The organism is Aureimonas frigidaquae, from assembly GCF_001463905.1.
Taxonomy (GTDB): domain Bacteria; phylum Pseudomonadota; class Alphaproteobacteria; order Rhizobiales; family Rhizobiaceae; genus Aureimonas; species Aureimonas frigidaquae.
Genome location: NZ_BBWR01000002.1, coordinates 675,947 through 700,098, shown reverse-complemented (window position 1 = coordinate 700,098; position 24,152 = coordinate 675,947). Strand labels below are relative to the sequence as shown.

The 24,152-nt window shown below is 67.1% G+C and carries 19 protein-coding genes; 8 read left to right on the top strand and 11 right to left on the bottom strand.

Translation table 11 applies throughout. From position 1 onward, the window contains the following. Positions 1–52: 52 nt before the first annotated feature. Positions 53–1,078 carry a hypothetical protein gene (locus AUL30_RS03175; protein ID WP_192842995.1) on the bottom strand — a complete coding sequence of 342 codons (1,026 nt, stop codon included), beginning with the start codon at positions 1,076–1,078 and terminating at the stop codon, positions 53–55. Positions 1,079–1,223: 145 nt separating this feature from the next. Here AUL30_RS03175 and AUL30_RS03170 point away from each other — a divergent pair, with 145 nt between their 5' ends. Together AUL30_RS03170 and putA are read left to right on the top strand one after the other, a co-directional pair. Beyond that, positions 1,224–2,783, top strand: coding sequence for a phospholipase D family protein (locus tag AUL30_RS03170; protein ID WP_062226352.1), 1,560 nt, complete (start codon positions 1,224–1,226; stop codon positions 2,781–2,783). A gap of 138 nt (positions 2,784–2,921) precedes the next feature. Beyond that, complete coding sequence (gene putA / locus AUL30_RS03165) at positions 2,922–6,605, top strand: trifunctional transcriptional regulator/proline dehydrogenase/L-glutamate gamma-semialdehyde dehydrogenase (RefSeq protein ID WP_062226351.1); 3,684 nt, start codon at positions 2,922–2,924, stop codon at positions 6,603–6,605. A 12-nt stretch (positions 6,606–6,617) separates the two neighbouring features. Here putA and AUL30_RS03160 read toward each other — a convergent pair whose 3' ends face one another. Then, on the bottom strand, positions 6,618–7,775 hold the full coding sequence (locus tag AUL30_RS03160; RefSeq protein WP_244490692.1) for a Gfo/Idh/MocA family protein: 1,158 nt from the start codon (positions 7,773–7,775) through the stop codon (positions 6,618–6,620). After that, the gene (locus tag AUL30_RS03155) at positions 7,775–8,839 is read right to left on the bottom strand and encodes a sugar phosphate isomerase/epimerase family protein (RefSeq protein ID WP_062226350.1); all 1,065 of its coding nucleotides are present in this window, start codon (positions 8,837–8,839) and stop codon (positions 7,775–7,777) included. Before AUL30_RS03155 ends, AUL30_RS03160 begins: the two co-directional genes overlap by 1 nt. A 133-nt stretch (positions 8,840–8,972) precedes the next feature. Here AUL30_RS03155 and AUL30_RS03150 point away from each other — a divergent pair, with 133 nt between their 5' ends. From AUL30_RS03150 to AUL30_RS03125, 6 genes are all read left to right on the top strand, one after another. Then, positions 8,973–9,998, top strand: a complete 1,026-nt coding sequence (locus AUL30_RS03150) for a LacI family DNA-binding transcriptional regulator (RefSeq protein ID WP_244490691.1) — start codon at positions 8,973–8,975, stop codon at positions 9,996–9,998. 110 nt (positions 9,999–10,108) lie between these two features. Further along, complete coding sequence (locus AUL30_RS03145) at positions 10,109–11,131, top strand: substrate-binding domain-containing protein (RefSeq protein WP_407638254.1); 1,023 nt, start codon at positions 10,109–10,111, stop codon at positions 11,129–11,131. A 76-nt stretch (positions 11,132–11,207) separates the two neighbouring features. Further along, the gene (locus AUL30_RS03140; RefSeq protein WP_062226348.1) at positions 11,208–12,704 is read left to right on the top strand and encodes a sugar ABC transporter ATP-binding protein; all 1,497 of its coding nucleotides are present in this window, start codon (positions 11,208–11,210) and stop codon (positions 12,702–12,704) included. Next, entirely contained in the window at positions 12,701–13,645 is a 945-nt protein-coding gene (locus tag AUL30_RS03135) for an ABC transporter permease (RefSeq protein ID WP_062226347.1), read from the top strand. The genes AUL30_RS03140 and AUL30_RS03135 overlap by 4 nt, the downstream gene beginning before the upstream one ends. Beyond that, positions 13,642–14,601, top strand: coding sequence for an ABC transporter permease (locus AUL30_RS03130; protein WP_062226346.1), 960 nt, complete (start codon positions 13,642–13,644; stop codon positions 14,599–14,601). The genes AUL30_RS03135 and AUL30_RS03130 overlap by 4 nt, the downstream gene beginning before the upstream one ends. Before the next feature lie 96 nt (positions 14,602–14,697). Beyond that, entirely contained in the window at positions 14,698–16,050 is a 1,353-nt protein-coding gene (locus AUL30_RS03125; RefSeq protein ID WP_244490690.1) for an FAD-binding oxidoreductase, read from the top strand. Positions 16,051–16,062: 12 nt separating this feature from the next. On the opposite strand, the gene AUL30_RS03120 is transcribed toward AUL30_RS03125, so the two are convergent. The 8 genes from AUL30_RS03120 to xylB all read right to left on the bottom strand — a co-directional run bounded on the left by AUL30_RS03120 (position 16,063) and on the right by xylB (position 24,151). Further along, on the bottom strand, positions 16,063–16,287 hold the full coding sequence (locus AUL30_RS03120; RefSeq protein WP_062226345.1) for a hypothetical protein: 225 nt from the start codon (positions 16,285–16,287) through the stop codon (positions 16,063–16,065). A 93-nt stretch (positions 16,288–16,380) separates the two neighbouring features. After that, positions 16,381–17,382 (bottom strand): ABC transporter permease, encoded by a 1,002-nt coding sequence (locus tag AUL30_RS03115; RefSeq protein WP_062226344.1) that lies wholly within the window; start codon positions 17,380–17,382, stop codon positions 16,381–16,383. 28 nt (positions 17,383–17,410) lie between these two features. Next, positions 17,411–18,925: a sugar ABC transporter ATP-binding protein gene (locus AUL30_RS03110; RefSeq protein WP_062226343.1), complete on the bottom strand. Its 1,515-nt coding sequence runs from the start codon at positions 18,923–18,925 to the stop codon at positions 17,411–17,413. Between the two features lie 98 nt (positions 18,926–19,023). Continuing rightward, positions 19,024–20,106: a sugar ABC transporter substrate-binding protein gene (locus tag AUL30_RS03105; protein ID WP_062226342.1), complete on the bottom strand. Its 1,083-nt coding sequence runs from the start codon at positions 20,104–20,106 to the stop codon at positions 19,024–19,026. A gap of 228 nt (positions 20,107–20,334) precedes the next feature. After that, positions 20,335–21,039: a ribose-5-phosphate isomerase RpiA gene (gene rpiA, locus AUL30_RS03100; protein WP_062226341.1), complete on the bottom strand. Its 705-nt coding sequence runs from the start codon at positions 21,037–21,039 to the stop codon at positions 20,335–20,337. 47 nt (positions 21,040–21,086) lie between these two features. Continuing rightward, a complete protein-coding gene (locus AUL30_RS03095) occupies positions 21,087–21,926 on the bottom strand; it encodes a MurR/RpiR family transcriptional regulator (RefSeq protein WP_062226340.1) in 840 nt (279 codons plus the stop codon). A gap of 18 nt (positions 21,927–21,944) precedes the next feature. Then, positions 21,945–22,616: a phosphoglycolate phosphatase gene (gph, locus tag AUL30_RS03090; protein WP_062226532.1), complete on the bottom strand. Its 672-nt coding sequence runs from the start codon at positions 22,614–22,616 to the stop codon at positions 21,945–21,947. 23 nt (positions 22,617–22,639) lie between these two features. Then, complete coding sequence (xylB, locus tag AUL30_RS03085; RefSeq protein ID WP_062226339.1) at positions 22,640–24,151, bottom strand: xylulokinase; 1,512 nt, start codon at positions 24,149–24,151, stop codon at positions 22,640–22,642. Position 24,152: the final 1 nt, after the last annotated feature.

Below are 24,152 nucleotides of genomic sequence, written 5' to 3'. Positions count from 1 at the left end.
GGTTCCAGCCGGCGCCTGCCGCGTGTCTGACGGCTTTGCCGGACCGGAGCGCTCAGCGGCGCGGGGCGGTGTCGATGCCGTTGGCGTCGCAGATGGTGGCTTCCCGCTGCAATTGCTCCCGGCTGTCGTTCAGTCGGGGCGTGCGGCCATTGCGCATGTCCAGGAGGGCATCGGACACCGCCAGGCAGCGCTCGCGCTGCTGGTAGTATTGAAATGCCCCGGATGTTCCGGGCGCCCCGTGCAGGAGGTACCATCCCAGAAGCCCCAGCGCGGCCAGCGCCACGAGGATGATCGGCCCGAGGCCGACGCGTGATTCCTCATCCCAGTCACTGAAGCCGGCGGCAGCCGCACCCGGCGCGACGCCGGGCTTGGGCAGGCTTTGCGCAACGGCAGCGGCAGCCGAAGGTTTCACGGTTTCCGCCGGGGCCGCACGAGCTACGGCAGGCGATGGCGCCACGGTCGCATTGGATGAAGCAGCAGGCAGTGAAGGTGCCGGAAGATCGGCCTGGATGGTCGGCGGCAGGCTGTCGCCTTCCCCGGTCATGAGCAGTTCAAGGCTGGCGCGCGCCTGCTTCACGCGCAGCTCGAACTCGGCTTTCACCGACGGGTCCGCGTCGGAATCCAGCTCGCACAGCATTTCGGCCTTGCCGAGCATGCGGGCCGAGGAGACGAGCTCGAGCACGGACGAGCGGACGGCCGCCGCAAAATCGGTTGTGCCGACGGAAGCGTTCAGATGCGCGGCATCTTTGATCGGGCCAGGTGAGATGGCTGACATACGGTTTTCAATGTTAAAGATGTAATGTATGAGATATGAGATAAACGTATTGAAATGCCCGCAGGATACTGCGGCCAGCCGCAGGGCAGCAAGCCCCACTGAATGACTGTAGTGAACTGAAATTATTGCAGAAGAGTATGCATCACTGCGTGTGGTGGTGTCTCCGCAGTCGTTCGGGTGAGCATGCGGCGCGCGGTTTCCCGCCAAAGATGTACAGGGCCCGCAGCCGCTGTACATCTTTCGGTTGTTAAACCTTGGGTATCGCTCGCGAGCAGCGGCCTCCGCGTCATAGTGACGCATCATCACGTTCCTTAGAGATGCTTGCCGGGCGCGTTGGGTCCCGAGTAGAGGCTCAATCGGCACCCTTGCGTCTGGAACCGTCGGCCGGGACGCTTAAGTTGGCCACTGCGCGGTCGGTTGTCTCGACCGGTTCGGGTTCAGTCATGCCATGCCATATCTAGCGGTCGCGCTGGTCGTCATCATCGTCTTCGTGCTGGCCTCTCTGGCCGCGACCTACGCCTATGGCCGCTTTGCCGAGGCGGCACGGGGCAAGCCATCCCATGCCCTGCCGCGTTCGGGGCCGGACACGGAGGCAGACCGCATCGCGGACCGGCTGCGGGCCGGCCGGGAGGCCGGCAGCGGCCTGGCGCTCATCGCATCCAACCTCGACGCCTTCGCCGTGCGCGTCCTGTCGGCCCGCGCCGCGGGGCGAAGCTTGGATGCCATGTATTACATCTGGGGTGACGACCTGACCGGGCGCCTCATGCTCGGCGAGCTGCTCGGGGCAGCCGATCGCGGGGTCAGGGTGCGGCTGCTGGTAGACGATATCGGCGTCTCCCTGTCGGACCGCACCTTCCTGGCGGTGGACCGGCATCCCAACATCGAAGTGCGGATGTTCAACCCTACCCATGCGCGCGACAAGCCGTTCCGGCGCGGGGTGGAAATGGCGCTGCGCATGCTGAGCGTGAACCGGCGCATGCACAACAAGGCCTTCGTCGTGGACGGACAGATCGCCATCGTCGGCGGGCGCAATATCAGCGACGCCTATTTCGACGCGGGCGAAAACTCGAACTTTCGCGATATGGACATTGTCGGGGTGGGGGAACTGGCCGGTCAGACCGAGCGCGTCTTCGACGAATACTGGAACAGCGGCGTCGCGCTGCCGGTGCGGGCGCTGGCGGGACGGCGCCCCGTACGCCTTGGTCGCCTGCGCGGCCGGATCGAGCGGCTGGCCCGCTCGCCGCAGGCCGCGCCCTATATCCGCCGCCTGCGCGAACGCATCTCCGTTGACCGGCTGGTGGCGGACGAGCATGTCTTCTGGACGCAGGATGCGCGCATCGTCGCCGATCCGCCGCAAAAGGCGTCCGGTGGCGGCGGGAAGGGGCACAACCGCCTACTGGAAGAACTGGTGCCGCTCCTAGCGGCCAGCCAGCGGCAGGTGAACGTCACCTCGCCCTACTTCATCCCGGGCGATCGCGGCGCCGACTTCTTCGCCGCGCTGGTGCGCAAGGGGGTCAGGGTCCGCGTTTTGACGAACTCCCTGGCGGCGACGGACGTGGCCGCCGTGCATGGCGGCTACGCTCCCTACCGTGAAAGCCTCCTGATCCACGGTGTCGAGCTCTATGAGCTGAAACCCACCGCCGGCCGCGAACGCTTGCGCCTGCGCGGCTCCAGCCGGGCCAGCCTGCACACCAAGGCGTTTACCAGCGATGGGGAGGCCGGGTTCGTCGGCTCCCTCAACTTCGATCCGCGCTCGGTATCGCTCAACACGGAAATGGGGGTTCTCTTTGCCGTGCCGGGCCTCGTCCAGGCGATGGACGCGATCTTCGAGGCGGAGATCCAGCCCGAGATGAGCTACGCTTTGTCGCTCGACGCGGATGGCGCACTCGAATGGCGGGGCCGTTCGGACGGGCTCGAAGAGCGCTTCGAGGACGAGCCGGAAGCGAGTTTCGGCCGCAAGGCGTTGGCCACACTGGTCGGGCTTTTGCCGCTGGAGTCCCAGCTCTGACGGGATCGACACCGCCTGTCCGCTCGTAAGCCGAAGAATGTGCGGCGTGGACGCCATAATCGCCGTTTAATTTCGGCGTATTCCGGCCTATCTGACGAAGATAGTCCGGCGCCGCGGCGCAGATGCGGGGAGACGATCATGGGCATTGTACAGAGCGTGGATGCTGTGGCGGACGCGTCCGCCCCCTTCAGCCGCTTCGACCGGCGCGTGCGCCCCGAAACGCCGCTGCGCAAGGCCATTACGCAGGCCACCCGCCGTCCTGAGCCGGAATGCATGGAGCCGCTCCTGGCGGCCGCCACGCAAAGCCCGCAGGATGCGCAGGCCATCCGCACCCTGTCGCGAAAGCTGGTCGGCGATCTGCGGGCAAAGGCGTCCAATAGCGGCATTCCCGGCCTGATCCATGAATACTCCCTGTCGAGCCAGGAGGGGATCGCCCTCATGTGCCTGGCCGAAGCACTGCTGCGCATTCCCGATCGTGCGACGCGCGATGCGCTGATCCGCGACAAGATCTCCAAGGGGGACTGGCGCGCCCATATCGATGACGACAATTCGCTTTTCGTGAACGCGGCCACCTGGGGCCTTCTCGTGACGGGGCGGCTGACCTCTACGGTGAGCGAGGCCGGGCTGTCGCGCGCGCTGTCTCGCCTCGTCGGCCGGTTCGGGGAGCCGGTCATCCGCCAGGGCCTGGACATCGCCATGCGGCTGATGGGCGAGCAGTTCGTGCGGGGCGAGAACATCGACGAGGCGCTCAAGAAGAGCCGCGCGATGGAGCGCAAGGGCTTCCGCTATTCCTACGACATGCTGGGCGAGGCGGCGATGACCGCCGCCGATGCGCAGCGCTATTACCGTGATTACGAACAGGCGATCCACGCCATCGGCACCGCTGCCGACGGCAAGGGCGTCTATGAGGGGCCCGGCATCTCCATCAAGCTGTCGGCCCTGCATCCGCGCTATGCCAGGGCCAAGGCCGAGCGGGTGATGGATGAGCTCTATCCGCGCGTGCGGGACCTCGCCGCCTTGTGCAAGCGCTACGATATCGGCCTCAACATCGATGCGGAGGAGGCGGACCGGCTGGAGCTTTCGCTCGACCTTCTGGAAGAGCTGGCCTTCGAGCCTTCGCTCGCCGGCTGGAACGGCATCGGCTTCGTGGTCCAGGCCTATGGCAAGCGGTGCCCGGCCGTCATCGACTGGCTGATCGACCTCGGCCGCCGCAGCGGGCACCGGTTGATGGTGCGGCTGGTCAAGGGTGCCTACTGGGATGCCGAGATCAAGCGTGCGCAGGTGGACGGCGCGGCCGACTTCCCGGTCTATACCCGCAAGGCGCATACGGACGTCGCCTATCTGGCCTGCGCCCGCAAGCTGCTCGCGGCGCCCGATGCCGTATTCCCGCAATTCGCCACCCACAATGCGCAGAGCCTTGCGAGCATCTACGTCATGGCGGGGCCGGAACAGTATCGGCGCGGCCAGTACGAGTTCCAGTGCCTGCACGGAATGGGCGAGCCCCTGTATGAGGAGGTCGTCGGCAACGAACGCCTGGACCGGCCCTGCCGCATCTACGCGCCGGTCGGCACGCATGAGACGTTGCTGGCCTATCTCGTCCGCCGCCTTCTGGAGAACGGCGCCAATTCCAGTTTCGTCAACCGCATCGCCGACGAAGCGGTGCCCGTCGACGAACTGGCCGTTGACCCGGCGGACGCGGTGCGCGCGCTCGACCCGGTTGGCGCGACGAACCCGGCCATCCTTCTGCCGCCCGCGCTCTACGGTTCGGCACGGCGCAACTCGGCCGGCATCGACCTGGCCGACGAGCATGTGCTTGCGGAACTGGCGCAGGGGCTGCGCGCCAGCGCCGCGACGCCCTGCCGGGCCGATGCCCCGGTCGAGGCGCGCACCGGCACCTACGAGCCGATCACCAACCCCGGCGACCGGCGCGATCAGGTCGGATCGGTCGAGGTGACCGATGCCGGCCGGCTCGATCCGGTCGTCGCCCGGGCGATCGGAGGCGCCAAGGGCTGGGCTGCGCAGGGCGCCGATGCGCGTGCCGCGTGCCTCGACCGGGCGGCCGACCTGTTCGAAGAGCATACCGCACGCCTATTGGGCATCGTGGTGCGAGAGGCAGGCAAGTCCCTGCCCAATGCCGTTGCCGAACTGCGCGAAGCGGTGGATTTCCTGCGCTACTACGCGGCGGAAATTCGCGGCCACGCCGCCCGCGGGGCGATGCGGCCACTCGGTGTCGTCGCCTGTATCAGCCCCTGGAACTTCCCGCTGGCCATCTTTACCGGGCAGGTCGCCGCGGCCCTGGCCGCCGGCAACGGCGTCCTTGCCAAGCCGGCCGAGGAAACACCGCTGACGGCCTTTGCAGCAGTGCAGCTCCTGCACGAAGCCGGCGTTCCGGAGGATGCGCTGATCTTCGTTCCGGGCGCGGGAGAGGTCGGTGCCGCGTTGACGGCCCATGCCGATGTCAGCGGCGTCATGTTCACCGGCTCGACCGAAGTGGCGCGGCTGATCGAAACCGCCATGGCGGGCCGCCGCACGGCCGATGGCCGGATCGCTCCGCTCATTGCGGAAACCGGCGGACAGAACGCGATGATCGTCGATTCCTCGGCCCTGACCGAGCAGGTCGTGGGCGACGTCGTCGCCTCGGCCTTCGACAGTGCGGGGCAGCGCTGCTCGGCGCTGCGCATCCTGTGCGTCCAGAACGAGGCGGCGGAGCGCACGCTGGACATGCTGCGTGGGGCCATGGCGGAACTGGCCATCGGGCGTACCGACAGGCTGTCGGCCGATGTCGGGCCGGTCATCACGCAGGAAGCGCGCGGCACGATCCTCGCCCATATCGAGGAGATGCGTGGCAAAGGCCACCGGGTGACGCAGGCTGAGCTCGGCCCGGACGCGGCGCATGGCACCTTCGTGCCACCGACCATCATCGAGATCGACGATATCGCTCAGCTGGGGCGCGAGGTGTTCGGCCCGGTCCTGCATGTGCTGCGCTATCGGCGCGATGGGCTGGCGCAGCTTCTGGAATCCATCAACGCCACGGGCTATGGGCTGACCTTCGGGCTGCACACGCGCATCGACGAGACGGTGGACACGGTCCTGTCGGGCATCGATGTCGGCAATGTCTATGTAAACCGCAACGTGATCGGCGCTGTCGTGGGCGTGCAGCCTTTCGGCGGGCGCGGATTGTCCGGAACGGGACCCAAGGCGGGCGGGCCGCTCTATCTGCGCCGCCTGATGCAGACCGAAGGCGAACCGGTCCTCGTGGGTGCGGCACCGCCGGCCTTCGCCGCCTTTGCCAACTGGCTGGTGCAGATCGGCCAGGCAAGCGCTGCCGATACGGTGCGGGCCGCCGCCGAGACGAGCCCGCTCGGCTACCGCGCGGACCTGCCCGGCCCGGTGGGCGAGCGCAACAGCTACGAGATCCAGCCGCGCGGCATGGTGCTCCTGCTGGGCGAAACCGAGCGCGGGCTGGCCGTGCAGATGGGCGCTGCCTTGGCGGCTGGCAACCGCGTGGCGGTGCCCGCCCGCGACATGACCCGCTTTGCGCTGGATCGGCTGCCGGCCGAGTTGCGGCCGGTGGTCCTGAAGGATGGCGCCATTCCCGCGCAGGTCACGGCCGTGCTGATCGAAGGCAGCGCCGAGCGCGTGGCGCATATCCAGCGGCGCCTGAGCGACAAGGATGGCGGGCTCGCCATCGTGCAGGCGCTGACGCCGCAGGAGATCGCCTCCGGCGCCTCCTACGACCTCGAATGGCTGGTGGAGGAGCGCTCCATCAGCGTGAACACGGCGGCGGCCGGCGGCAATGCCAGCCTGATGGCCATTTCCTGAAGGGGGCCGGCGTCAGCTTCGAAGCGTGACGAAACGGCCATTCGCGCGGGAGGATCGCACGCAGGCATCGACGAAGGAGACACCTTCGACGCCGTCGGCGACGCCTGGAAGAATGCCGGAGGCCTCCATCGCCTCCGGCCCGCTGCGGGCCGCGCGGATCATGGCTGCAGCGTCCGAATAGATGTTGGCGAAGGCCTCCAGATAGCCTTCCGGATGGCCCGCCGGCACGCGCGCCGCCGCCGCGCAGGCGGCGTCGGAGCCGGCACCGTTGCGGGTGATGAGCCGCGTCGGCTCGCCATAGGGTGTGAAGCGCAGGACGTTGGGCTGTTCCTGACGCCATTCGAGCCCGCCCTTGTCGCCGAAGAGGCGCAGGCGCAGATCGTTCTCATGGCCGGGCGCGACCTGGGAGCACCACAACATGCCCTTGGCACCGCCATCATAGCGCAGCAGCACATGGGCGTTGTCGTCAAGGGTCCGTCCGGCCCCGAAGGAGGACAGGTCTGCCGCCAGGCTCTCGACGGTCAGGCCCGATACGTAGCGCGACAGGTGGAAGGCATGGGTGCCGATATCGCCGAGCGCACCGCCCAGCCCCGCGCGCTCGGGGTCCGTGCGCCATTCCGCCTGTTTGGAGCCCTGCGTTTCGACAGACTCGGTCAGCCAGTCCTGCGCATATTCCACCTGGACGACGCGCAGCGCGCCGAGGGCTCCATCGGCCACCATGGCCCGCGCCTGGCGGATCAGCGGGTAGCCGGAATAGTTGTGGGTCAGCACGAAGAGGGCCGTGCCCCGGCCCACAGCGGCACACATGCGCCTGGCATCGGCGAGCGTTCCCGTCAGCGGCTTGTCGCAGATGACGTGGATCCCGCGCTTCAGGAACTTCTCCGCCACCGGAAGGTGCATATGGTTGGGCGTGCAGATGGCGACCACCTCGATGCCGTCCGGCCGGCGCGCCTCTGCCACGGCCATCTTGCGAAAATCGTCATAGCTGCGCTCGGGCGAAAGGCCCAGCGCCAGGCCGCTCTCCCGCGCCTTGTCGGGCGTGGAGGAGAGGGCGCCGGCGACCAGCGTGTAATGCCCGTCGAGCCGCGCCGCGATCCGGTGCACGGCACCGATGAAGGCGCCACTGCCGCCGCCGATCATTCCGAGGCGAATGGGGGCAATGTCGTCCATTACTGTTCCCTCCCGAGGCCGAGTATCTGCCGGTTGCGCGCCGCGTCCGTCCCCGCGCCGGCGAAATCGTCGAAGGCGCGGTCCGTCACGCGGATGATATGCTCGCGCACGAAGGCGGCGCCCTCACGCGCACCGTCCTCCGGATGTTTCAGGGCGCACTCCCATTCCACCACGGCCCATCCGCCGAAGCCGTATTGCGTCAGCTTGGAGAAGACGGCCTTGAAATCCACCTGACCGTCACCGAGGCTGCGGAACCGGCCGGCCCGGTCCACCCAGGACTGGTAGCCGCCATAGACACCCTGGCGCCCGGTTGGATTGAACTCCGCATCCTTGACGTGGAACATCCCGATCCGCTCATGGTAAATGTCGATATTGGCAAGGTAATCAAGGCCTTGCAAGACATAGTGCGAGGGATCGTAGAGCATTCTGGCGCGCGGATGGTTGCCCACCCGCTCCAGGAACATCTCGTAGCTCACGCCGTCATGCAGGTCTTCGCCCGGATGGATTTCGAAGCAGATGTCGACGCCGACATCCTCCGCATGGTCGAGGATCGGGCGCCAGCGCGCGGCAAGCTCGTCAAAGGCCGCCTCGATCAGCCCGGCCGGGCGCTGCGGCCAGGGGTAGACGAAGGGCCAGGCCAGGGCGCCGGAAAAGGCGGCGATGGCGGGCAGGTTCAGATTGGCCGCGGCCGACAGGGTCTTGCGCAGCTGGTCCACCGCCCATTGCTGGCGGGCCGCCGGGCGGCCATGCAGATGCGCCGGCGCAAAGCCGTCGAAGAGCGTATCGTAGGCCGGATGCACGGCCACGAGCTGGCCTTGCAGATGGGCGGAGAGTTCGGTGAAGCAGGTGCCATGTGCGGCGAGCCTGCCGGCCAGCTCCTGCGCATAATCGCGGGAGGTGGCGGCGCGCTCCACGTCCATCAGGCGCAAATCCCCGGTTGGGACCTGGAGCCCGATATAGCCGCAGCCGGCTGCCCATCCCGCCAGCCCGTCCAGCGAATCGAAGGGCGCTGTGCCCCCGACGAATTGCGCCAGGAACAGACCCGGCCCCTTCAGCGTCTTCATCCGACCCTCCCAGATGAAACCATGTTCATGGCTTTTGTAATCGATTTCATGCACTCTGGCAAAAGCAGCATGGCTTTACAAGCGGAGGGAAGCCCGCATTGTGGCCGTTTTTCCATCGGGGTCGGGAATGACTGTGAGCGACGACAGACAGGCCGAGGGCAAGCCGCCACGTGTGCGTGACGTGGCCCGGATCGCCGGTGTGTCCACGGCCACGGTCAGTCGTACCCTGACCAATCCCGAACTCGTATCGCCCGCCACGCGCGCGGCGGTGGAAAACGCGATCCGGCAGACGGGCTATACGGTCAACATCGCAGCCCGGAACCTGCGGCAGAACCGGACGGGCAACGTGCTGGCGCTGGTGCCGAGCCTTGCCAATCCGTTCTTCTCCCGGATCCTGGCCGGCATCGGCGCCGTCCTGCGGGCGGAAGGGGTGAACCTCCTCGTCGCCGATACGCGGATGATGCCCGACGAGCGTGGCCGCCTCCTGGATTTTGCGGGACGTTCGCGCACCGACGGGCTGATCGTCCTGGATGGATCTATTCCCGCCGAGGTTCTATCTGCCGGCGCGGCCCCGCCCGTGGTGCAGGCCTGCGAATGGATCGACGGGCTGGATGCGCCGCGCATCCTGGCCGACAATGCGGGCGGCGCCGCCATGGCTGTGACGCATCTGGCCGAGTTGAAGCACCGGCGGATCGGCCATCTGTCCGGCCCCGCGGACAACCGGCTGACGCAGGCACGAACGGCTGGTTACACCGAGGCCATGCGCCTGCGCGGCTTCGAGTTGCGCCCGGAATGGTCCTTTGCGGGGGATTTTACGCTGGGCAGCGGGCAGGCCGCGGCCCATTGCCTGGCCGCCATGCAGGATCGCCCGACGGCCATCGTCTGCGACAATGACGAAATGGCCTGCGGCCTGATCGCGCAATTGCAGATCCTCGGCCTGCAGGTCCCGGGCGACATCTCCGTCGTCGGCTTCGACGATATCGAATTTGCAGGGCACGTCACACCCGCACTCACCACCATCTGCCAGCCGCGCGAGGTGATCGGAGAAGCGGCGGCACGGCGGATGCTCGGCCTTCTGCAGGGCGAGGCCTTCGACGAGGAGACGATCATCCCCGTCACCCTCGTCGTCCGCGCTTCGACGGCGCCCCTCGGCCACTGACGGCCATCCGGCAAGCGCCCGGCGCCGTCTGGCGCAGGCCTAAAATCCCGTTTGCATAGGCGTATGTTATCGATTACATTTTCAACTTCGGGTTGGGAGATCTTGGGAGGATGAGCATGATCCGGACTATGGTGTGCGCCGCTGTCGCAAGCGCGCTGATGGCGGGTGCGGCACATGCGGAGACGCTCCGCATCGGGCTGTCCAACAGCTTCGTGGGGTCCGAATGGCGGACCCAGATGATCGAGGAAGCGCAGGCTGCCGCCGCCGCGTGGAAGGACAAGGGTGTGGATGTCGAGGTCGTCGTGCAGAGCGGCGACGTGGACGTGCAGGGCCAGATCGGCCACATCCGCAACTTCATCAACCAGGGCGTCGACGCCATCATCATCAACCCGGGCAGCCCGACAGCCTTCAGCCCGGTCTTCGCGCAGGCCAAGGCGCGGGACATCCTCGTCGTGGCGACGGACGCGGAAGTCGCCTCGGGCGATGCGATCTATGTCGGCATCGACCAAAAGGCCTGGGCCGAGCAGTCGGCCCGCTGGCTCGCCGAAACGCTGGGCGGCAAGGGCAATGTGGTGACCATCAACGGCATTGCCGGCAACCCCGCCAATGAAGCGCGCGTGGCCGGTTACAAGGAGGTTTTCGCCCAGTTCCCGGACATCAAGGTCCTGAACGAGGCGAATGCCAATTGGGACCAGGCCCAGGGCCAGCAGACCATGCAGAACCTTCTGGCGACTTACCCGGATATCCAGGGCGTGTGGGTTCAGGATGGCATGGCCGATGGCGCCTGGCGCGCCATCGAGGCAGCCGGCAAAAAGGACTCCATCGCCGCCACGGGCGAGATCCGCAAAGACTTCATGACCCGCTGGGAGCGCGAGAAGCTGAACTCGGCCGCCTCCGTCAACCCTCCGGGCGTCATGGCCAGTGCGCTGAATGTGGCCGTCCTGGCCCTGCAGGGGCGCGAGTTCAAGGAAGGCGTCTTCGGCGGGCCGAACGGCAACGCGATCTACATCCCGATCCCCTTCGTCGACAATGACAATCTGGCGGAGAATCTGGAAGCGGCCAAGGACAAGCCAGGCTACTGGTCGGTGACGGCGACCGTCACGCCCGAACAGGCCGAAGCCTTCTTCAAGTAAGACTGCGAAGGGCCTGGCGCGCCGAGCGCGTGCCGGGCCCGCTCCATGTCCCAGCCACGAGAATGCGGGAGGCGCCATGTCGGCCGTTCTGGAAGCTGCCGGAATCGCCAAGTCCTTCGGTGCCGTTCGCGCACTGGTGAAGGGCGATCTGACCGTCGCGCGGGGAGAGATCCACGCCCTTCTGGGCGCCAATGGCTGCGGCAAGAGCACGCTGTGCAAGGTGGTGGCCGGCGCGCTCGGCCCCGATGCGGGCGTGCTGCGCTTCGACGGGCAGGACCGCAGCTTCAGTTCCCCGCACGATGCCGAACGCGCCGGAATATCGCTTTTTTATCAGGAGTTGAGCCTCATTCCTCAGCTTTCGGTGGAGCGTAACATCGTCCTGGGGCGGGAGCCGAGCCGGGGCGGTTTCATCGACCGCAAGCGGATGCGCGCCCGCGCGGCCGAACTGATCGCGCTCTTCGAAGGCGTCGTCGGGCCGAACCTCAATCCGCAGACGCTGGTCGCGGACCTGTCGCCGGATGAGCGCCAGATCGTCGAAATCCTGAAGGTCTTCGCCGCCGATCCCAAGCTGATGATCATGGACGAGGCGACGGCGGCGCTCGACGGCCGCCAGTCGGCGCGCTTGTTCGAGATCCTGGCCGCGCGTCGGGCCGAAGGCGTCTCCACCATCATGATCTCGCACCGGCTGGATGAAGTCTTCGCCATTTGCGACCGGATCACCGTCATGCGCAACGGCGCCACCGTGGCGCGCCTCGACGTGGCGGCAACCGACCGCGCCGAGGTGGTCCACCATATGGTCGGGGAGGTGTCCGCGCCGGCAGGGCGCGGCCGCGCTCCCGGGGATGGCGTCGCACCGCTGCTCCTTCTGGAAGATGTGTCCGGCGCGCGCTTTACCGATGTGACCCTGGCGCTGCGCCCGGGCGAGGTCGTCGGCCTGGCGGGCCTGCAGGGGCAGGGCCAGTCGGCACTGCTGCGCGCTCTGTTCGGTGCCGAGCCCATCCGGCGCGGAACGCTGCGCTGGCAGGGTCAGCCCATCAGCATACGCCGCCCGCAGGACGCCGTCCGCCGGGGCTTTGCCTATGTCTCGGGCGACCGGGGGCGTGACGCTGCCCTGCATGGCCGATCGATCTTCGAGAATCTCGTGGCGGGAATTCTTTCACGCGAGCGCACGCGGCTTATCCGCGCCAAGCCGCTGCGCCGCCGCGCAGAGGCCGCCGCCCGGCAGCTCGCCACCAAATATTCCGACCTCGACGCCCCGATCGGCTCCCTGTCCGGCGGCAATCAGCAGAAGATCTTCATCTCCCGCTGGCTGGCCACGCAGCCGCAATTGCTGCTCCTGGACGATCCGACGAAGGGGATCGACCTTGGCGCCAAGGCCGACCTGTTCAAGCTCATGCGGGAACTGGCCGATGGCGGCGCGGCGATCCTGTTCTACTCCTCCGAGGATTCCGAAGTGCTGGACCATACGGACCGCTGCATCGTGTTCAATGGCGGCCGGATCGTCTCCGAGCTGACCGGCGATCGCATGAACGCCGTCAACCTGACCCGCGCGGCCTATGGAGACGCGGCATGACGCGGATCCTGCGGCAACAGCCCTGGCTGATCACCCTCGTCGTCTTCCTGTTGCTGGCCGGCGTGAACGCCTGGTTGCAGCCGAGCTTCATCGAGCCCGGCGTCCTGCAATCCAACCTGACCACCTTCCTGCCACTCATCCTGGTGGCGATCGGCCAGACCTACGTCATCCTGGCGGGCGATATCGACCTGTCGGTCGGCAGCGTCGTGGCCTTGAGCAACGTGGTCACCGTGTCGGTCTTCGCAAGCCTCGGCAATGGGCCGGATGCCATACCCTACGGCATGGCCGCCGGCCTTGCCGCAGGGCTTGCGGCGGGCCTTATCAACGGCGTGCTCGTGGCGGTTCTGCGGCTGCAGCCCATCGTGACGACCTTCGCCACCGGCATCGTCCTGGCCGGGGCGGCCATCTGGGTCCTGCCGCAGGCGGGCCTGCCGGTGCCCGATGCCTATTGGATGGGCTATGCCGGCGCCTTGTTCGGCGTGCCGACCGTCGTCCTGATCCTGGCCGGCGCGGCCATTGCCACGGCGATCCTTGCGCGGAGCATCTTCTACGCACATCTTCTGGCGGTCGGCGGCAATCGCGCCGGCGCCTTCCAGACGGGCCTTCCGCTCGTGCGGCTGCGCGTCATGGCCTATGGCCTGTCCGGCCTCTTCTCCGCCCTGGCCGCCCTGTGCCTGACGGGCGAGACCGCATCCGGTGATCCGCTGCTCGGCAGCACGCTGGCGCTGTCCTCCATCTCGGCGGTCGTGCTCGGGGGCACGGCGCTGTCGGGCGGGCAGGGCGGCGTCGCCGGGACGGTGATCGGCGCGCTCGTCCTCGGGCTTATCGGCAACGTCATCTTTTTTGCAGGGCTGCCCTTCGAGTACCAGACACTGGTGCAGGGGCTCATCGTGCTGCTGGCGCTGGCCGGCGGCGTTCTGGTCACGAGGCGCGCCGCATGACACGCTCCTTTCGTTCGCTCGCCACCGATCCGTTGACGCTGGCCCTGGTGGCCGCCGTGGCGCTGCTCGCCATTGGGGAAATCCTGTCACCGGGTTTCGCACGCGGCTCGCAGATCGTCAGCCTTCTGACCGTGGCGGCGATCCTGGGCATCGTGGCCGCCGGGCAGAACCTCGTCATCCTGGGCGGGCGGGAGGGGATCGACCTGTCGGTCGGGGCCATGATCTCGCTCGGCGCGGTGCTGGCCGGCAACGTCATGGACGGGCAGAACACGGCCATTCCGCTGGCGCTTCTGGCAGCTGCCGGCATTCCCTTCCTGATCGGCCTGATCAACGGCTGCGGCATCACGCTCCTGCGCATCCCGCCACTGGTCATGACCCTCGGCATGACGGCGGTCATCCAGGGCGCGCTCGTCGTCTATTCGCAGGGCGTGCCGTCCGGCAATGCGGCGCCCATCCTGTCGGCCTTCGTCAACCGGCCCTTCCTCCTCGGCATTCCCGGCATTCTCTTCGCCTGGGCGGCGATTGCCGCCATCATGCTCTTCATGCTGCGGCGGACCGGCTTCGGCTTCTCGGTCTATGCCATCGGCGCCAATGAGCGCGCCGCCGCGTTGACGGGGGTCCGCGTCACGCTGGTGCGCATCCTCATCTACGGCCTGTCCGGCTTCTTCGCCGGACTGACCGGGCTCTTCGTCATCGGCTATACCGGGACAAGCTTCATCAGCGTCGGCAACCAGTATGTCCTGCCGTCCATCATCGCCGTGGTCATCGGCGGCACGTCGCTGGCCGGCGGCTCCGGCGGCTATCTCGGCACGGTCGCCGGCGCGGTCGTGCTGACCCTTCTGCAGAGCGTCCTCATCACGCTCAATCTGGATGTCTGGGCGCGGCAGGTGATCTTCGGGCTGACGCTCCTGGCGCTCCTGACGCTCTACGGCCGGCAGGCCGCCTTGCGCGTCTGAGCCGGCCGCACGTCTGGCGCGCCGCTGCGCCGGATGCTAGGCGGGAGCGCGCCGTGGTGCCCCTGGCCCTCGCGCGCCTCAAAAGGATGGCCCGCCGTGCTCGACCCGGATTTCGTCGCCGAACTTCTGCGCATTCTGGGACCCGGCGGGATGCGCATGGGGCCTGACATGCCGGCTGGCGCACGGTCGGACGAAAGCCGGACGGGGCGTCACATGCCGGCCGCATGGCTGGCTCCGGCCACCGTCGACGAACTCTCCGCCGTCCTTATTGCATGCCATGCCCGGCACCAGCCTGTCGTCATGCAGGGCGGGCTGACCGGGCTGGCGGGCGGCGCCAACGGAGCAGAAGACCACCTTGCCGTTTCTCTTGCCCGCTTTGCGGGGGTGGAGGCGATCGACCCCGTGGCGGGTACCATGCTGGTGCGGGCCGGCACCGTCCTCCAGAACGCGCAGGATGCGGCGGCAGCAGCGGGCCTCGTCTTCCCGATCGATCTCGGCGCCCGTGGCTCGGCGCAGATCGGCGGGGTCCTTGCCACCCATGCGGGTGGCCTGCGCGTGGTGCGCTACGGCACGACGCGGTCGAACGTCCTGGGCCTGGAGGTCGTGCTGGCCGACGGGCGCGTCCTGTCGCATCTGAACCCGATGGTGAAGGACAATACGGGCTACGATCTGACCGGGCTGATGATCGGTTCGGAAGGGACGCTCGGCGTCATCACCCGTGCGGTGATCCGCCTGTGGCCGCAGCCGGCCGAACGCCATACGGCATTGTGCGCCCTGCCAGGCGCGGCAGCCGCCCTGCCGCTTCTGGCGGCGGCACGGGCCACGCTGCGCCTTGCGGCCTTCGAGGCGATGTGGCCGGATTATTTCGAATTGTCCGAGCAGCTCTGCCGGCTGAAACTCTTCGATGAACCCGCCGGGATTGTGTTGCTGATCGAAGCGGAGGAGCCGCTGGAGCCTTTCCTGGAGCGCGCTTTCGAGGACGGGCTCATCGAGGACGCCCTACTGGCCCGCTCGCTGGCCGATGCGCGCCGCTTCTGGGACGTGCGCGAGTGCCTGCCGCTCGACGATGCGCTGCCCGGCCTCCACAATCTGGATGTCAGCCTGCCTTTGCCGCAGATCCCCGCTTTCGTTTCAGGGTGTCGCGAACGGATACACGCAGCCTGTCCGGACGCGCGCGCGCTGTTCTTCGGCCATCTGGGAGATGGCAACATCCATGTGGTGCTGCACGACACGTCCGCCGGTCCCAATGCCATCCACGCCATGGAATCGATCGTCTACCAGGCCGTCGGCGCGCTGGGCGGCTCTGTCTCGGCCGAGCACGGGATCGGCCGGCTCAAGCGGGAATGGCTGCCGCTATCCCGCTCAGCGGCCGAGCTTTCGGTCATGCGGTCCATCAAGCAGGCGCTCGATCCGCATGCGATCCTCAATCCGGGCGTCCTCTTTGGGTGATGGCGGCCCCGCTCAGGCCGGGCGCCACTCCACATATCCGTCCTCGACGAGTTCGGTCACGTCCAGCGCCGGGCGGCGGTAGCCGAAGCGGCGGGCATCCTCGTCTGTCAGGATGATGCGGAAGCTCGGCCCTTCGTGGCGGCCGCAATAGGTGCCGGCCGGCAGGACGCGCCGACGCACCATGACTTCGTCCGGGACGATGCAAAGATCGGAAGGCAGTTCGGACTGAATACTCAAAGCCGTTCCTCCGGAATTAACACTCCGGAAAGAATTTAGGCAAGAATGCGGCGCGGTCCAGCCGGCCGCGCCGCAGTCAGTTTGTCGCAGCCCTTAGCTGAAGTAGCGCACGCGCACCGCATCGATCGCGACGGCGATGAAGATCATGAAGCCGCCGATCATGCCGACATAGAAGGACGGAACGGAGATGATCGCCAGGCCGACCTGGATGATCGTCAGGAGCAGGACGCCGCCCAGAATGCCCGTCACGTTGCCGCGCCCGCCGAACACGCTGACGCCGCCGATGATGGGGGCCGCAATGGCATAGAGCAGGTAGCTGGACCCCTGGTTGGAGGTGATGGCCATCTGCCACGACGCCAGGAGGAAGCCGGCGACACCCGCCAGGAAGCCCGACAGGGTATAGGCGATCACCTTCGTGCGCGCCACGCGAATGCCCGCTGCGGCCGATGCCACGGCATTGCCGCCGACGGCATAGATGGAGCGGCCGAGGACGGTCCGCGTCAGCATGATGCCCATGGCCACCAACGCCACCACGAAGACCAGCGGCATGATCGGCCAGCCGCCGACCGTCGCCTGGCCGATCCAGATATAGCCGTCGGACAGGTTGGTCAGCGTCTTGCCCTGCGTGAGCGCCAGAAGCGCGCCCTGCAGGATGATCATCATGGCCAGCGTTTCGATGAGCGAGACCATGCGCAACCGGGTGATGCACAGGCCGTTGAAGAAGCCGATCGCCGTCGCCACGCCGACGCCGGCCAGCATGGCCACGAACCAGGGCAGGCCGAGATCGGAATAGGCGAGGGCGCCGATGGCCGAAGAGAAGCCCAGATTGGCCGGAATCGACAGATCGATCTCCGCCACCAGAAGCGGCAGCGCGACGGCCAGGCCCAGCATGCCGAGCACGGTCGCCTGGACCATGATGTTCTGGAGGTTGAAGACCGTCAAAAAGAATTCGTTGAAGGATCCGAACAGAACGACCAGCGCGACGAGCCAGATCCAGACCACATTGTGCAGGACCCAGCCCAGGAGGACATGGCCCCGGCGCGTCTTCGCGGCCGGGCTCGGTGCTGGCGCGGCGGTCGCGATTGCTTCATTCATGGCAGTCTCCTGTAGAGGTTCGCCCGCGTCACATCTGCGCCAGGCGGCGCAAGGTGTCGGACGTGATATCGGTGCCTTCGACCACGTGGACGACCTTGCCCCCGCCGAAGATGCAGACACGGTCGGCCGCGCGGGCAAGCTCGTCGCTGTCGGTCGAGACGATGATGATGGCCACGCCCTTGCGGCTCAATTCGTCGAGGATGCGCAGGACGTCCTGCTTCACGCCGACATCGATGCCACGTGTCGGCTCATCCACGATAAGCAGCCGCGGCTCGGTGGCCAGCACCCGGCCAAGGCAGACCTTCTGCTGGTTGCCGCCGCTCAAGGTGTCGACCGCATAGTCCGGGCTTGGCGCCTTGATGCCCATGGCCTTGAAGAAGCGGTCGATCACGCCGCCTTCGGCCCTTGCGTCGATGAAGCCGCCGCGGCTGCGCCGCTCCAGCGACGACATGGCGATGTTCTGTCCGATGGGGAGCTGCCCCACCGATCCGTCCCGTCGGCGGTCGTCCGACAGATAGGCGATGCCCGTGTTGAACGCATCGCGCGGGGAGCGCGGCAATGGGGTCTCACCTTGCGTGCCGAAGCGGATCGTCCCCGATACGCCGGGCAGGAAGCCGAATATGGCGCGGGCCAGTTCCTTGGCGCCCGAGCCGGGCAGCCCGGTGAAGCCGACGATCTCCCCCGGCCGGATCGACAGGCTTTCGAGCGCCAGGCCCTTGCCGGCGACATTCCTGACCACGATGGGCTCGGTGGCCGGCGGCGCGGTGCGCTGCCGCTGGAACAGGTCGAGCCCTCGCCCGAGCACCAGTTCCGACAGGCCGGCCGAGGTCAATTGCGAAAGGTCTTCGCTGCCGCCCGCAAGGGCGCCGTCCCGCAGGACGGAAACCGCGTCGCAAATGTCGAGGATCTCGTCATTATAGTGCGAGATGAAGACGAAGGTGACGCCCTCACGCTTCAAGCGCCGCATGAAGTCGAACAGAATGTCCCGATCGGCGACGGTGAGCGCGGCGGTCGGCTCGTCCAATATGATGACACGCCCGCCCGAATACATGGCGCGCAGGATGTTGAGCTTGCGCCGGGCGACGGCATCGAGGCGCCCTGCAATGGCATCGGCCGCAATGCCGGAGCCTTCCAGCATCCGGGCCGCTTCCGCGCGCATCCGCTTCCAGTCCACGAAGCCGCTGCGCTCGGGCCAGATGCCGAGCATCAGGTTTTCGGCGGCCGACATATTGTCGATGATCATGGGCTCCTGGGTCACCAGGAACACGCCGGCCTTTTCCATGGCCTTCACATCGGCGCCGTGCACCTCCACCCCGTCCATGGACACGCGGCCGGACGTCGCCGTCCGCTGGCCGGAGATAATGCCGACCAGGGTGGACTTTCCGGCACCGTTTTCCCCGAGCAGGCCGTGGATCGTGCCGCGCCGTATCGTCAGCGATACGTTGCGCAACGCATTGACCGGGCCGTAGCTCTTGGACACGTTCTCGATGGAAAGGATCGTGTCCCCATGGGCGGGGACGGACGCCTTGTCGGCAATCTGCATGGTCGCGCCAGTCCTTCTTGACCTCGACGGGCGCCGCTCCGGGCGCGCCTGGACAGAGGGGAATGGCGGCCGTACTCCGGCCGCCATCCGCCCTTGGCTCACGTGTAGGCGATGCCCCAGTCCTTCTCGGCGACGGTGCCCCAATGGCGCGGGTCATTCGCATTGTCGCCGTTGATGACGAAGGCCGGGATGATCAGCGTCGGGCCGGTCTTGCCCTCCACGATCTCGCCCTTCTGCCAGAAGTACTTGTCGTTCTCGTAGGTGCCGATCGGCACGGCCTGGCCGTTCAGGGAGTGCTTGATCAGCATTTCCACGGCGATCTCGCCATAGGCGATGGGATCCTGGGACACGCAGGAATCCATGTAGCCTTCCTGGATCCGCTTCAGGGCCACGGGCTCACCGTCGATGTTGACGAAGATAACGTGTCCTTCCTCGCCCACCTTCTTCCAGCGATCGCGCTGCTGAAGGGCCGTGACGATGCCGCGGGACGGAGAGTCCGAAGGCGCGTGTACGGCGTCGAGTTCGGGGAACTCCGACAGGGTCGACAGGGTGACGGCCAGCATCTGGTCGAGCTGGCCTTCGGTCGGCCGCGCCAGATACTTGATGTCCGGATACTGCGCGAAGACCGATTCCATGCCTTCCTTGCGCAGGCGCCAGGCAACGGAGGCGAGGGCCCCGTAGCAGTTGAGCACCGTGCCGCGCGGGCTGCCATACTTCTGCTTCAGCCGGTCGATGATCTCGTTGGCGGCCATGACGCCGCCCTGGAAATTGTCGAAGCTCACCGTGATCGCCACATCGCCGCCATCGGACGGCGTGTCGATGACCGCCACCGGAATGTTGCGCTGGTTGTAGCGGCGAATGGCGCTGACGATGGCCTGGCTGTCGATGGGATCGGCCACCAGGGCAGAGGGCTGCGAGAGCATCAGGCTCTGCCACTGCTCGAGCTGGCGCGTATTGTCGAAATTGGCGTTGGTGGCCTGGAACTCGAAGCTCTGCGCCTGCACGGCGCGCTTCACGGCCTCTTCCTCGATGACGAAGAAGTAGTAGTCGAGGCTCTTGTTGGAGAACGGAATGAACTTCCGTCCCTGCGCAAAGGCGCTCGGCGCCGCCAGCATGCCCGCGCCCAGCGCAGCACCCATGGCAAGAACGTTGCGGCGGTTCATTCCCTTGATTCGCGTCATGTCTTTCCTCCCTCAGCCAGGCTGATCCTGGTATCTAGTTTTGCTACAAACCACCGCCGTGTCAAGGCGCTGTTCCCCGAACGAACAGTCTGGAACGCTTCCATGAGCAGCCGGCACTACGGGCTGATCTGCATTGATTTCAACGCAGATAGCACGTAGCGGCCCTGCAGCGCCGCCTGGCGTCCCACGGTGATGAGTGGGCAGCCACAGAATGCAAGTTTTACTACGTCAGCGCATCTGAATGTAGGACGTGCCGTCGAAGCGGCCGACCACCATCCCGGCCGCTTCACGCGTGAAGAGCCCGTTTTCGACGACGCCGGGGATTCGGTTCAGCTCGGTTTCCAGCCGGGCCGGGTCCTCGATGGCGATGCAGCGGCAATCCAGGATGAAGTTCCCGCTGTCGGTCACGACGGGCGTTCCGTCACGGGCGCGGCGCACCATTTCCACACCCGCCAGTCCGTGCGCCGCAAGGACGTCCGCCACTTGGCGCTGCGTCTGCTTCCAGGCGAACTGGACGACTTCGACGGGCAGGGGAAAGCCGCCCAGTCTGTCGACGATCTTCGTCTCGTCGCAGACGCAGATCATCTGCCGCGAGGAATGGGCGATGATCTTTTCCCACAGAAGACAGGCCCCGCCGCCCTTGATCATGTTGAACTGGCGGTCGACCTCGTCCGGGCCATCGACGGTCAGGTCGATCAGCCCGATCTCGTTCGGGTCGGTGATGGCGATGCCGACCTCGCGCGCGACATCGTTCGTCGAGCGGGAGGTGGTGGTGCAGGTCACCTGCAGGCCGTCGGCCACGAGCTTGCCGAGTTCACGCACGAAAAAGTGGGACGTCGTGCCGGAGCCAAGCCCGAGCTTCATACCGTCCTTCACGAAATCCGCGATGACGCGGCGGCCGGCGACCTTCTTGGCTTCGTCCTGTGTGCTCATTTTGTCTTGCTCCCGTGCCGCGGCCGCGGCTCATGTCAGGTTGATCGTCAGATCTTGTCGGTCTGCCAGGAATCCAGGGCAGGCAACTGATCGGGGAATTCGCTGCCGCTCGTTACGGCAATGGCGGTGACGAGCATGTTGATGACGAGGTGGTGGTTCAGCCGCGAGGCAAGCGGCGTCATCAGTTCCGTGCGGTCATAGGGCAGGACGGCCACGGTCACGTCCGACACGCGCGCCAGCGGGCTGTCGCCGGCGGCGATGGACACGACCCGGGCGCCACCGGCGCGTGCGGCGATCGCCACCTCCACCATCTGCTTGGTGTGGCCCGACTGCGAGAAGATCAGGGCGACCTCTCCGGGGCGGGCGCTTTCCGCGTGCATCCACTGCGTCTTGGGTCCGAGCAGGGCCTGGCAGCGCAGCCCCAGCCGCTGGAACTTGTGCTCGGCATCGAGTGCCGTCACCTCCGAAATGCCTGTCGCGTAGATGCCGATCCAGTTCGCCTCGGCCAGGCGCTCGGCGGCGATGCCGATCTGCTGGGCGTCGAAATCTTCCAGCAGCCGCTGGATGGCGTTGAGCGAGTTGCGGCAGGTCTTGCGCACGATATTGTCGATACTGTCGGCCGCCACAATCTGCTCGTAGGAGAAGGGGGCGGACGGCACCAGGCTCTGGGCGAGCTGCAGCTTGAACTCCTGGTAGCCATCGAAGCCGAACCGCCGGCAGAAGCGCAGGATCGTGGGGTCGCTGACCGAGCAGGCCTGCGACAGGCGCGCCATGCTCATGCGCACCACTTCGGCCGGCGAGGCGCTGACAAAGGCGGCGACACGCTGTTCCGCAGCGGCCATGGTCGGCTTTTCGACGAGGATGCGTTGCAAAAGGCTCATGCTCATGCGGCGCGCCTTTGCCGGTTACTGTGCGGCTATGATGGCAGGCGGGGTCAGGTCCGCCAGCCGCGACAGGCGGTTTTCCGCCGGCACCTCGACGCCTGGCCCCGTCCCCCACGGCACCACGAAGAAGGGAACGCCCGCAGCGCGTGCCGTCGCCTGGTCGACGCGCGTATCGCCGACATAGGCGTAGCTGCCGGGCGCCAGGCCCATCGCCTCCGCCACCGCCAGAAGATGGGCCGGATCGGGCTTGCAGGCGGGGACGGCATCGGCGCCGAGCGCGACATCGAAATAGCGGGACAGGTCCAAAAGGTCGAGAATGCGGCCGGTCAGTTCATGCGGCTTGTTGGTGCAGATGCCGAGCCGGATCCCCGCTCCGTGCAATGCCGCCAGATCCTCGCGGACATGATCGAAGAGACGGCATTGCCCGGCAGGGTCCTGGCGATAGGCATCCAGATAGCCTGCCATCGCTGCATCCACCGTCGCCGGATCGGACGGCAGCCCCTGGTCGACGAGGATATCGGCGATCAGCCGGCGCGGACCGTTGCCGATATAGGCCTCCACATAGGAAACCTCGAGCTGCGGCCATCCCCGTGCAGCGAAGCAGGCATTGACCGCACGGGCAATATCCGGGGCGCTGTCGATCAGCGTGCCGTCCAGATCGAAGATGAGGGCGCTGTAAACCGTCGCGGTCATGATCTGCTCCTTGGCTTCCCGGGTCACGCTTGCATGTCCATGGCCGCGAGCGCGTCGAAACTCCGTGACAAGGCCGGGTAGAGGCCACGATAGAGTTCCAGCATCGCCTGCATCCGCTCGCCCGTCGGGCCGTCCGGGTGCTCGCGGGTGAGGGGCCGGCACGCGGCGGCCGCCTTGTCGGCATCCGGCCAGACGCCGACGCCGAGCCCGGCCACCAGCGCCGCGCCATAGGCCGCGCCTTCCGCGGCGCCTTGCGTGGTGACGACGTCGCATCCGAAGAGATCGGCCTGCATCTGGCGCCACAGCGGCGCACGCGCGCCACCGCCCGAGGCCTTGACCAGCCGGGCCGGTATGCCGAGCGGCTCCATCAGGCGGTGCATGTCGGCAAAGGCGAAGGCGACGCCCTCCATGACGCTGCGGATCATGTCCGCCCGGCCATGGCGCGCCGTCAGGCCCACAAAGGCCGCGCGGGCGGCCGGGTCGGGGTGCGGGCACCGCTCGCCATAGAGATAAGGCAGGAAGAGAAGCCCCCGTGCGCCGGCCGGGCTGGCGGCGGCTTCTGCGACGATACGCTCGTAATCGGGTGCGCCATCGGCCCACAGCGTGTCGCGCAGCCAGGACATGGCGCCGCCCGCATTGAGCGAAACGCCCATGCAGTGCCACTTGTCCGGCGCCACGTTGCAGAAGACCTGCAGGCGCCCATCCGGATTGTCGACCGGCGCGTCGAGTGCCGCCGCCAGAATGCCGGCCGTGCCGATCGTGGTCTGAAGTTCGCCGGGGGCGATCACGCCCGAGCCGATCGTCTGAATGACGCTGTCGCCGCCGCCACCGGCGATGGGCGTGCCCTCCGGCAGTCCGAACAGGCCGGCGCCGGTGGCGCTGACCCGGGCGGAGATGGTGCTGGATTCAAAGCAGGGCGGCAGAAGCGCGGGATCGAGGCCGATCCGCTCCGTCAGTTCACGCGCCCAGATACGCCGGCGCGTATCGAACAGGCCCGTCCCGGAGGCGTCGGACACCTCCGTGGCAACTTCGCCCGACAGGACGAGGCGCAGATAGTCTTTCGGGTTCAGGAAGCACGTCATCCGCGCGAAGAGTTCGGGCTCGTTCTGGCGCATCCACAGGATCTTGCCGCCCGTATAGCCGATCAGCATCCGGTTGTTGGTGGCGCCGAGCAGCGCCTCCAACCCGCCGGCCCGCTCCGTGATGGTCGCGCATTGCGCGCCGTTGCGCTGATCGTTCCACAGGATGGCAGGGCGCAGCACCTTGTGGCCGGCATCGAGCGCCACCAGCCCATGCATTTGCCCCGACAGGCCGATGCACAGGATCTCGAGCGGGCCGGCGGCTGCAAGCGCCTCTGCCACGGCCTTGCGCGCGCCGTCCACCCACAGCGCCGGGTCCTGTTCCGTCCAGCCCGGCCGGGGCCGGTCCAGCGGATAGGTTGCCGTCGCCGAGGCGATGGGCGTGCCGTCAAGCTTAAGGACGAGGGCCTTGCAGCCGGAGGTGCCGATATCGATGCCGAGGAGCGCCTGCGTCATG

Bases quoted from the DNA above. Each gene is read 5' to 3' on its own strand.
- AUL30_RS03115 (WP_062226344.1), bottom strand. From the start codon at position 17,382: ATGAATGAAGCAATCGCGACCGCCGCGCCAGCACCGAGCCCGGCCGCG.
- AUL30_RS03145 (WP_407638254.1), top strand. From the start codon at position 10,109: ATGAGCATGATCCGGACTATGGTGTGCGCCGCTGTCGCAAGCGCGCTG.
- AUL30_RS03105 (WP_062226342.1), bottom strand. From the start codon at position 20,106: ATGACGCGAATCAAGGGAATGAACCGCCGCAACGTTCTTGCCATGGGT.
- gph (WP_062226532.1), bottom strand. From the start codon at position 22,616: ATGACCGCGACGGTTTACAGCGCCCTCATCTTCGATCTGGACGGCACG.
- AUL30_RS03155 (WP_062226350.1), bottom strand. From the start codon at position 8,839: ATGAAGACGCTGAAGGGGCCGGGTCTGTTCCTGGCGCAATTCGTCGGG.
- AUL30_RS03135 (WP_062226347.1), top strand. From the start codon at position 12,701: ATGACGCGGATCCTGCGGCAACAGCCCTGGCTGATCACCCTCGTCGTC.
- AUL30_RS03110 (WP_062226343.1), bottom strand. From the start codon at position 18,925: ATGCAGATTGCCGACAAGGCGTCCGTCCCCGCCCATGGGGACACGATC.
- AUL30_RS03130 (WP_062226346.1), top strand. From the start codon at position 13,642: ATGACACGCTCCTTTCGTTCGCTCGCCACCGATCCGTTGACGCTGGCC.
- xylB (WP_062226339.1), bottom strand. From the start codon at position 24,151: ATGACGCAGGCGCTCCTCGGCATCGATATCGGCACCTCCGGCTGCAAG.
- putA (WP_062226351.1), top strand. From the start codon at position 2,922: ATGGGCATTGTACAGAGCGTGGATGCTGTGGCGGACGCGTCCGCCCCC.
- AUL30_RS03095 (WP_062226340.1), bottom strand. From the start codon at position 21,926: ATGAGCATGAGCCTTTTGCAACGCATCCTCGTCGAAAAGCCGACCATG.
- AUL30_RS03170 (WP_062226352.1), top strand. From the start codon at position 1,224: ATGCCATATCTAGCGGTCGCGCTGGTCGTCATCATCGTCTTCGTGCTG.
- rpiA (WP_062226341.1), bottom strand. From the start codon at position 21,039: ATGAGCACACAGGACGAAGCCAAGAAGGTCGCCGGCCGCCGCGTCATC.
- AUL30_RS03160 (WP_244490692.1), bottom strand. From the start codon at position 7,775: ATGGACGACATTGCCCCCATTCGCCTCGGAATGATCGGCGGCGGCAGT.
- AUL30_RS03140 (WP_062226348.1), top strand. From the start codon at position 11,208: ATGTCGGCCGTTCTGGAAGCTGCCGGAATCGCCAAGTCCTTCGGTGCC.
- AUL30_RS03175 (WP_192842995.1), bottom strand. From the start codon at position 1,078: ATGATGCGTCACTATGACGCGGAGGCCGCTGCTCGCGAGCGATACCCA.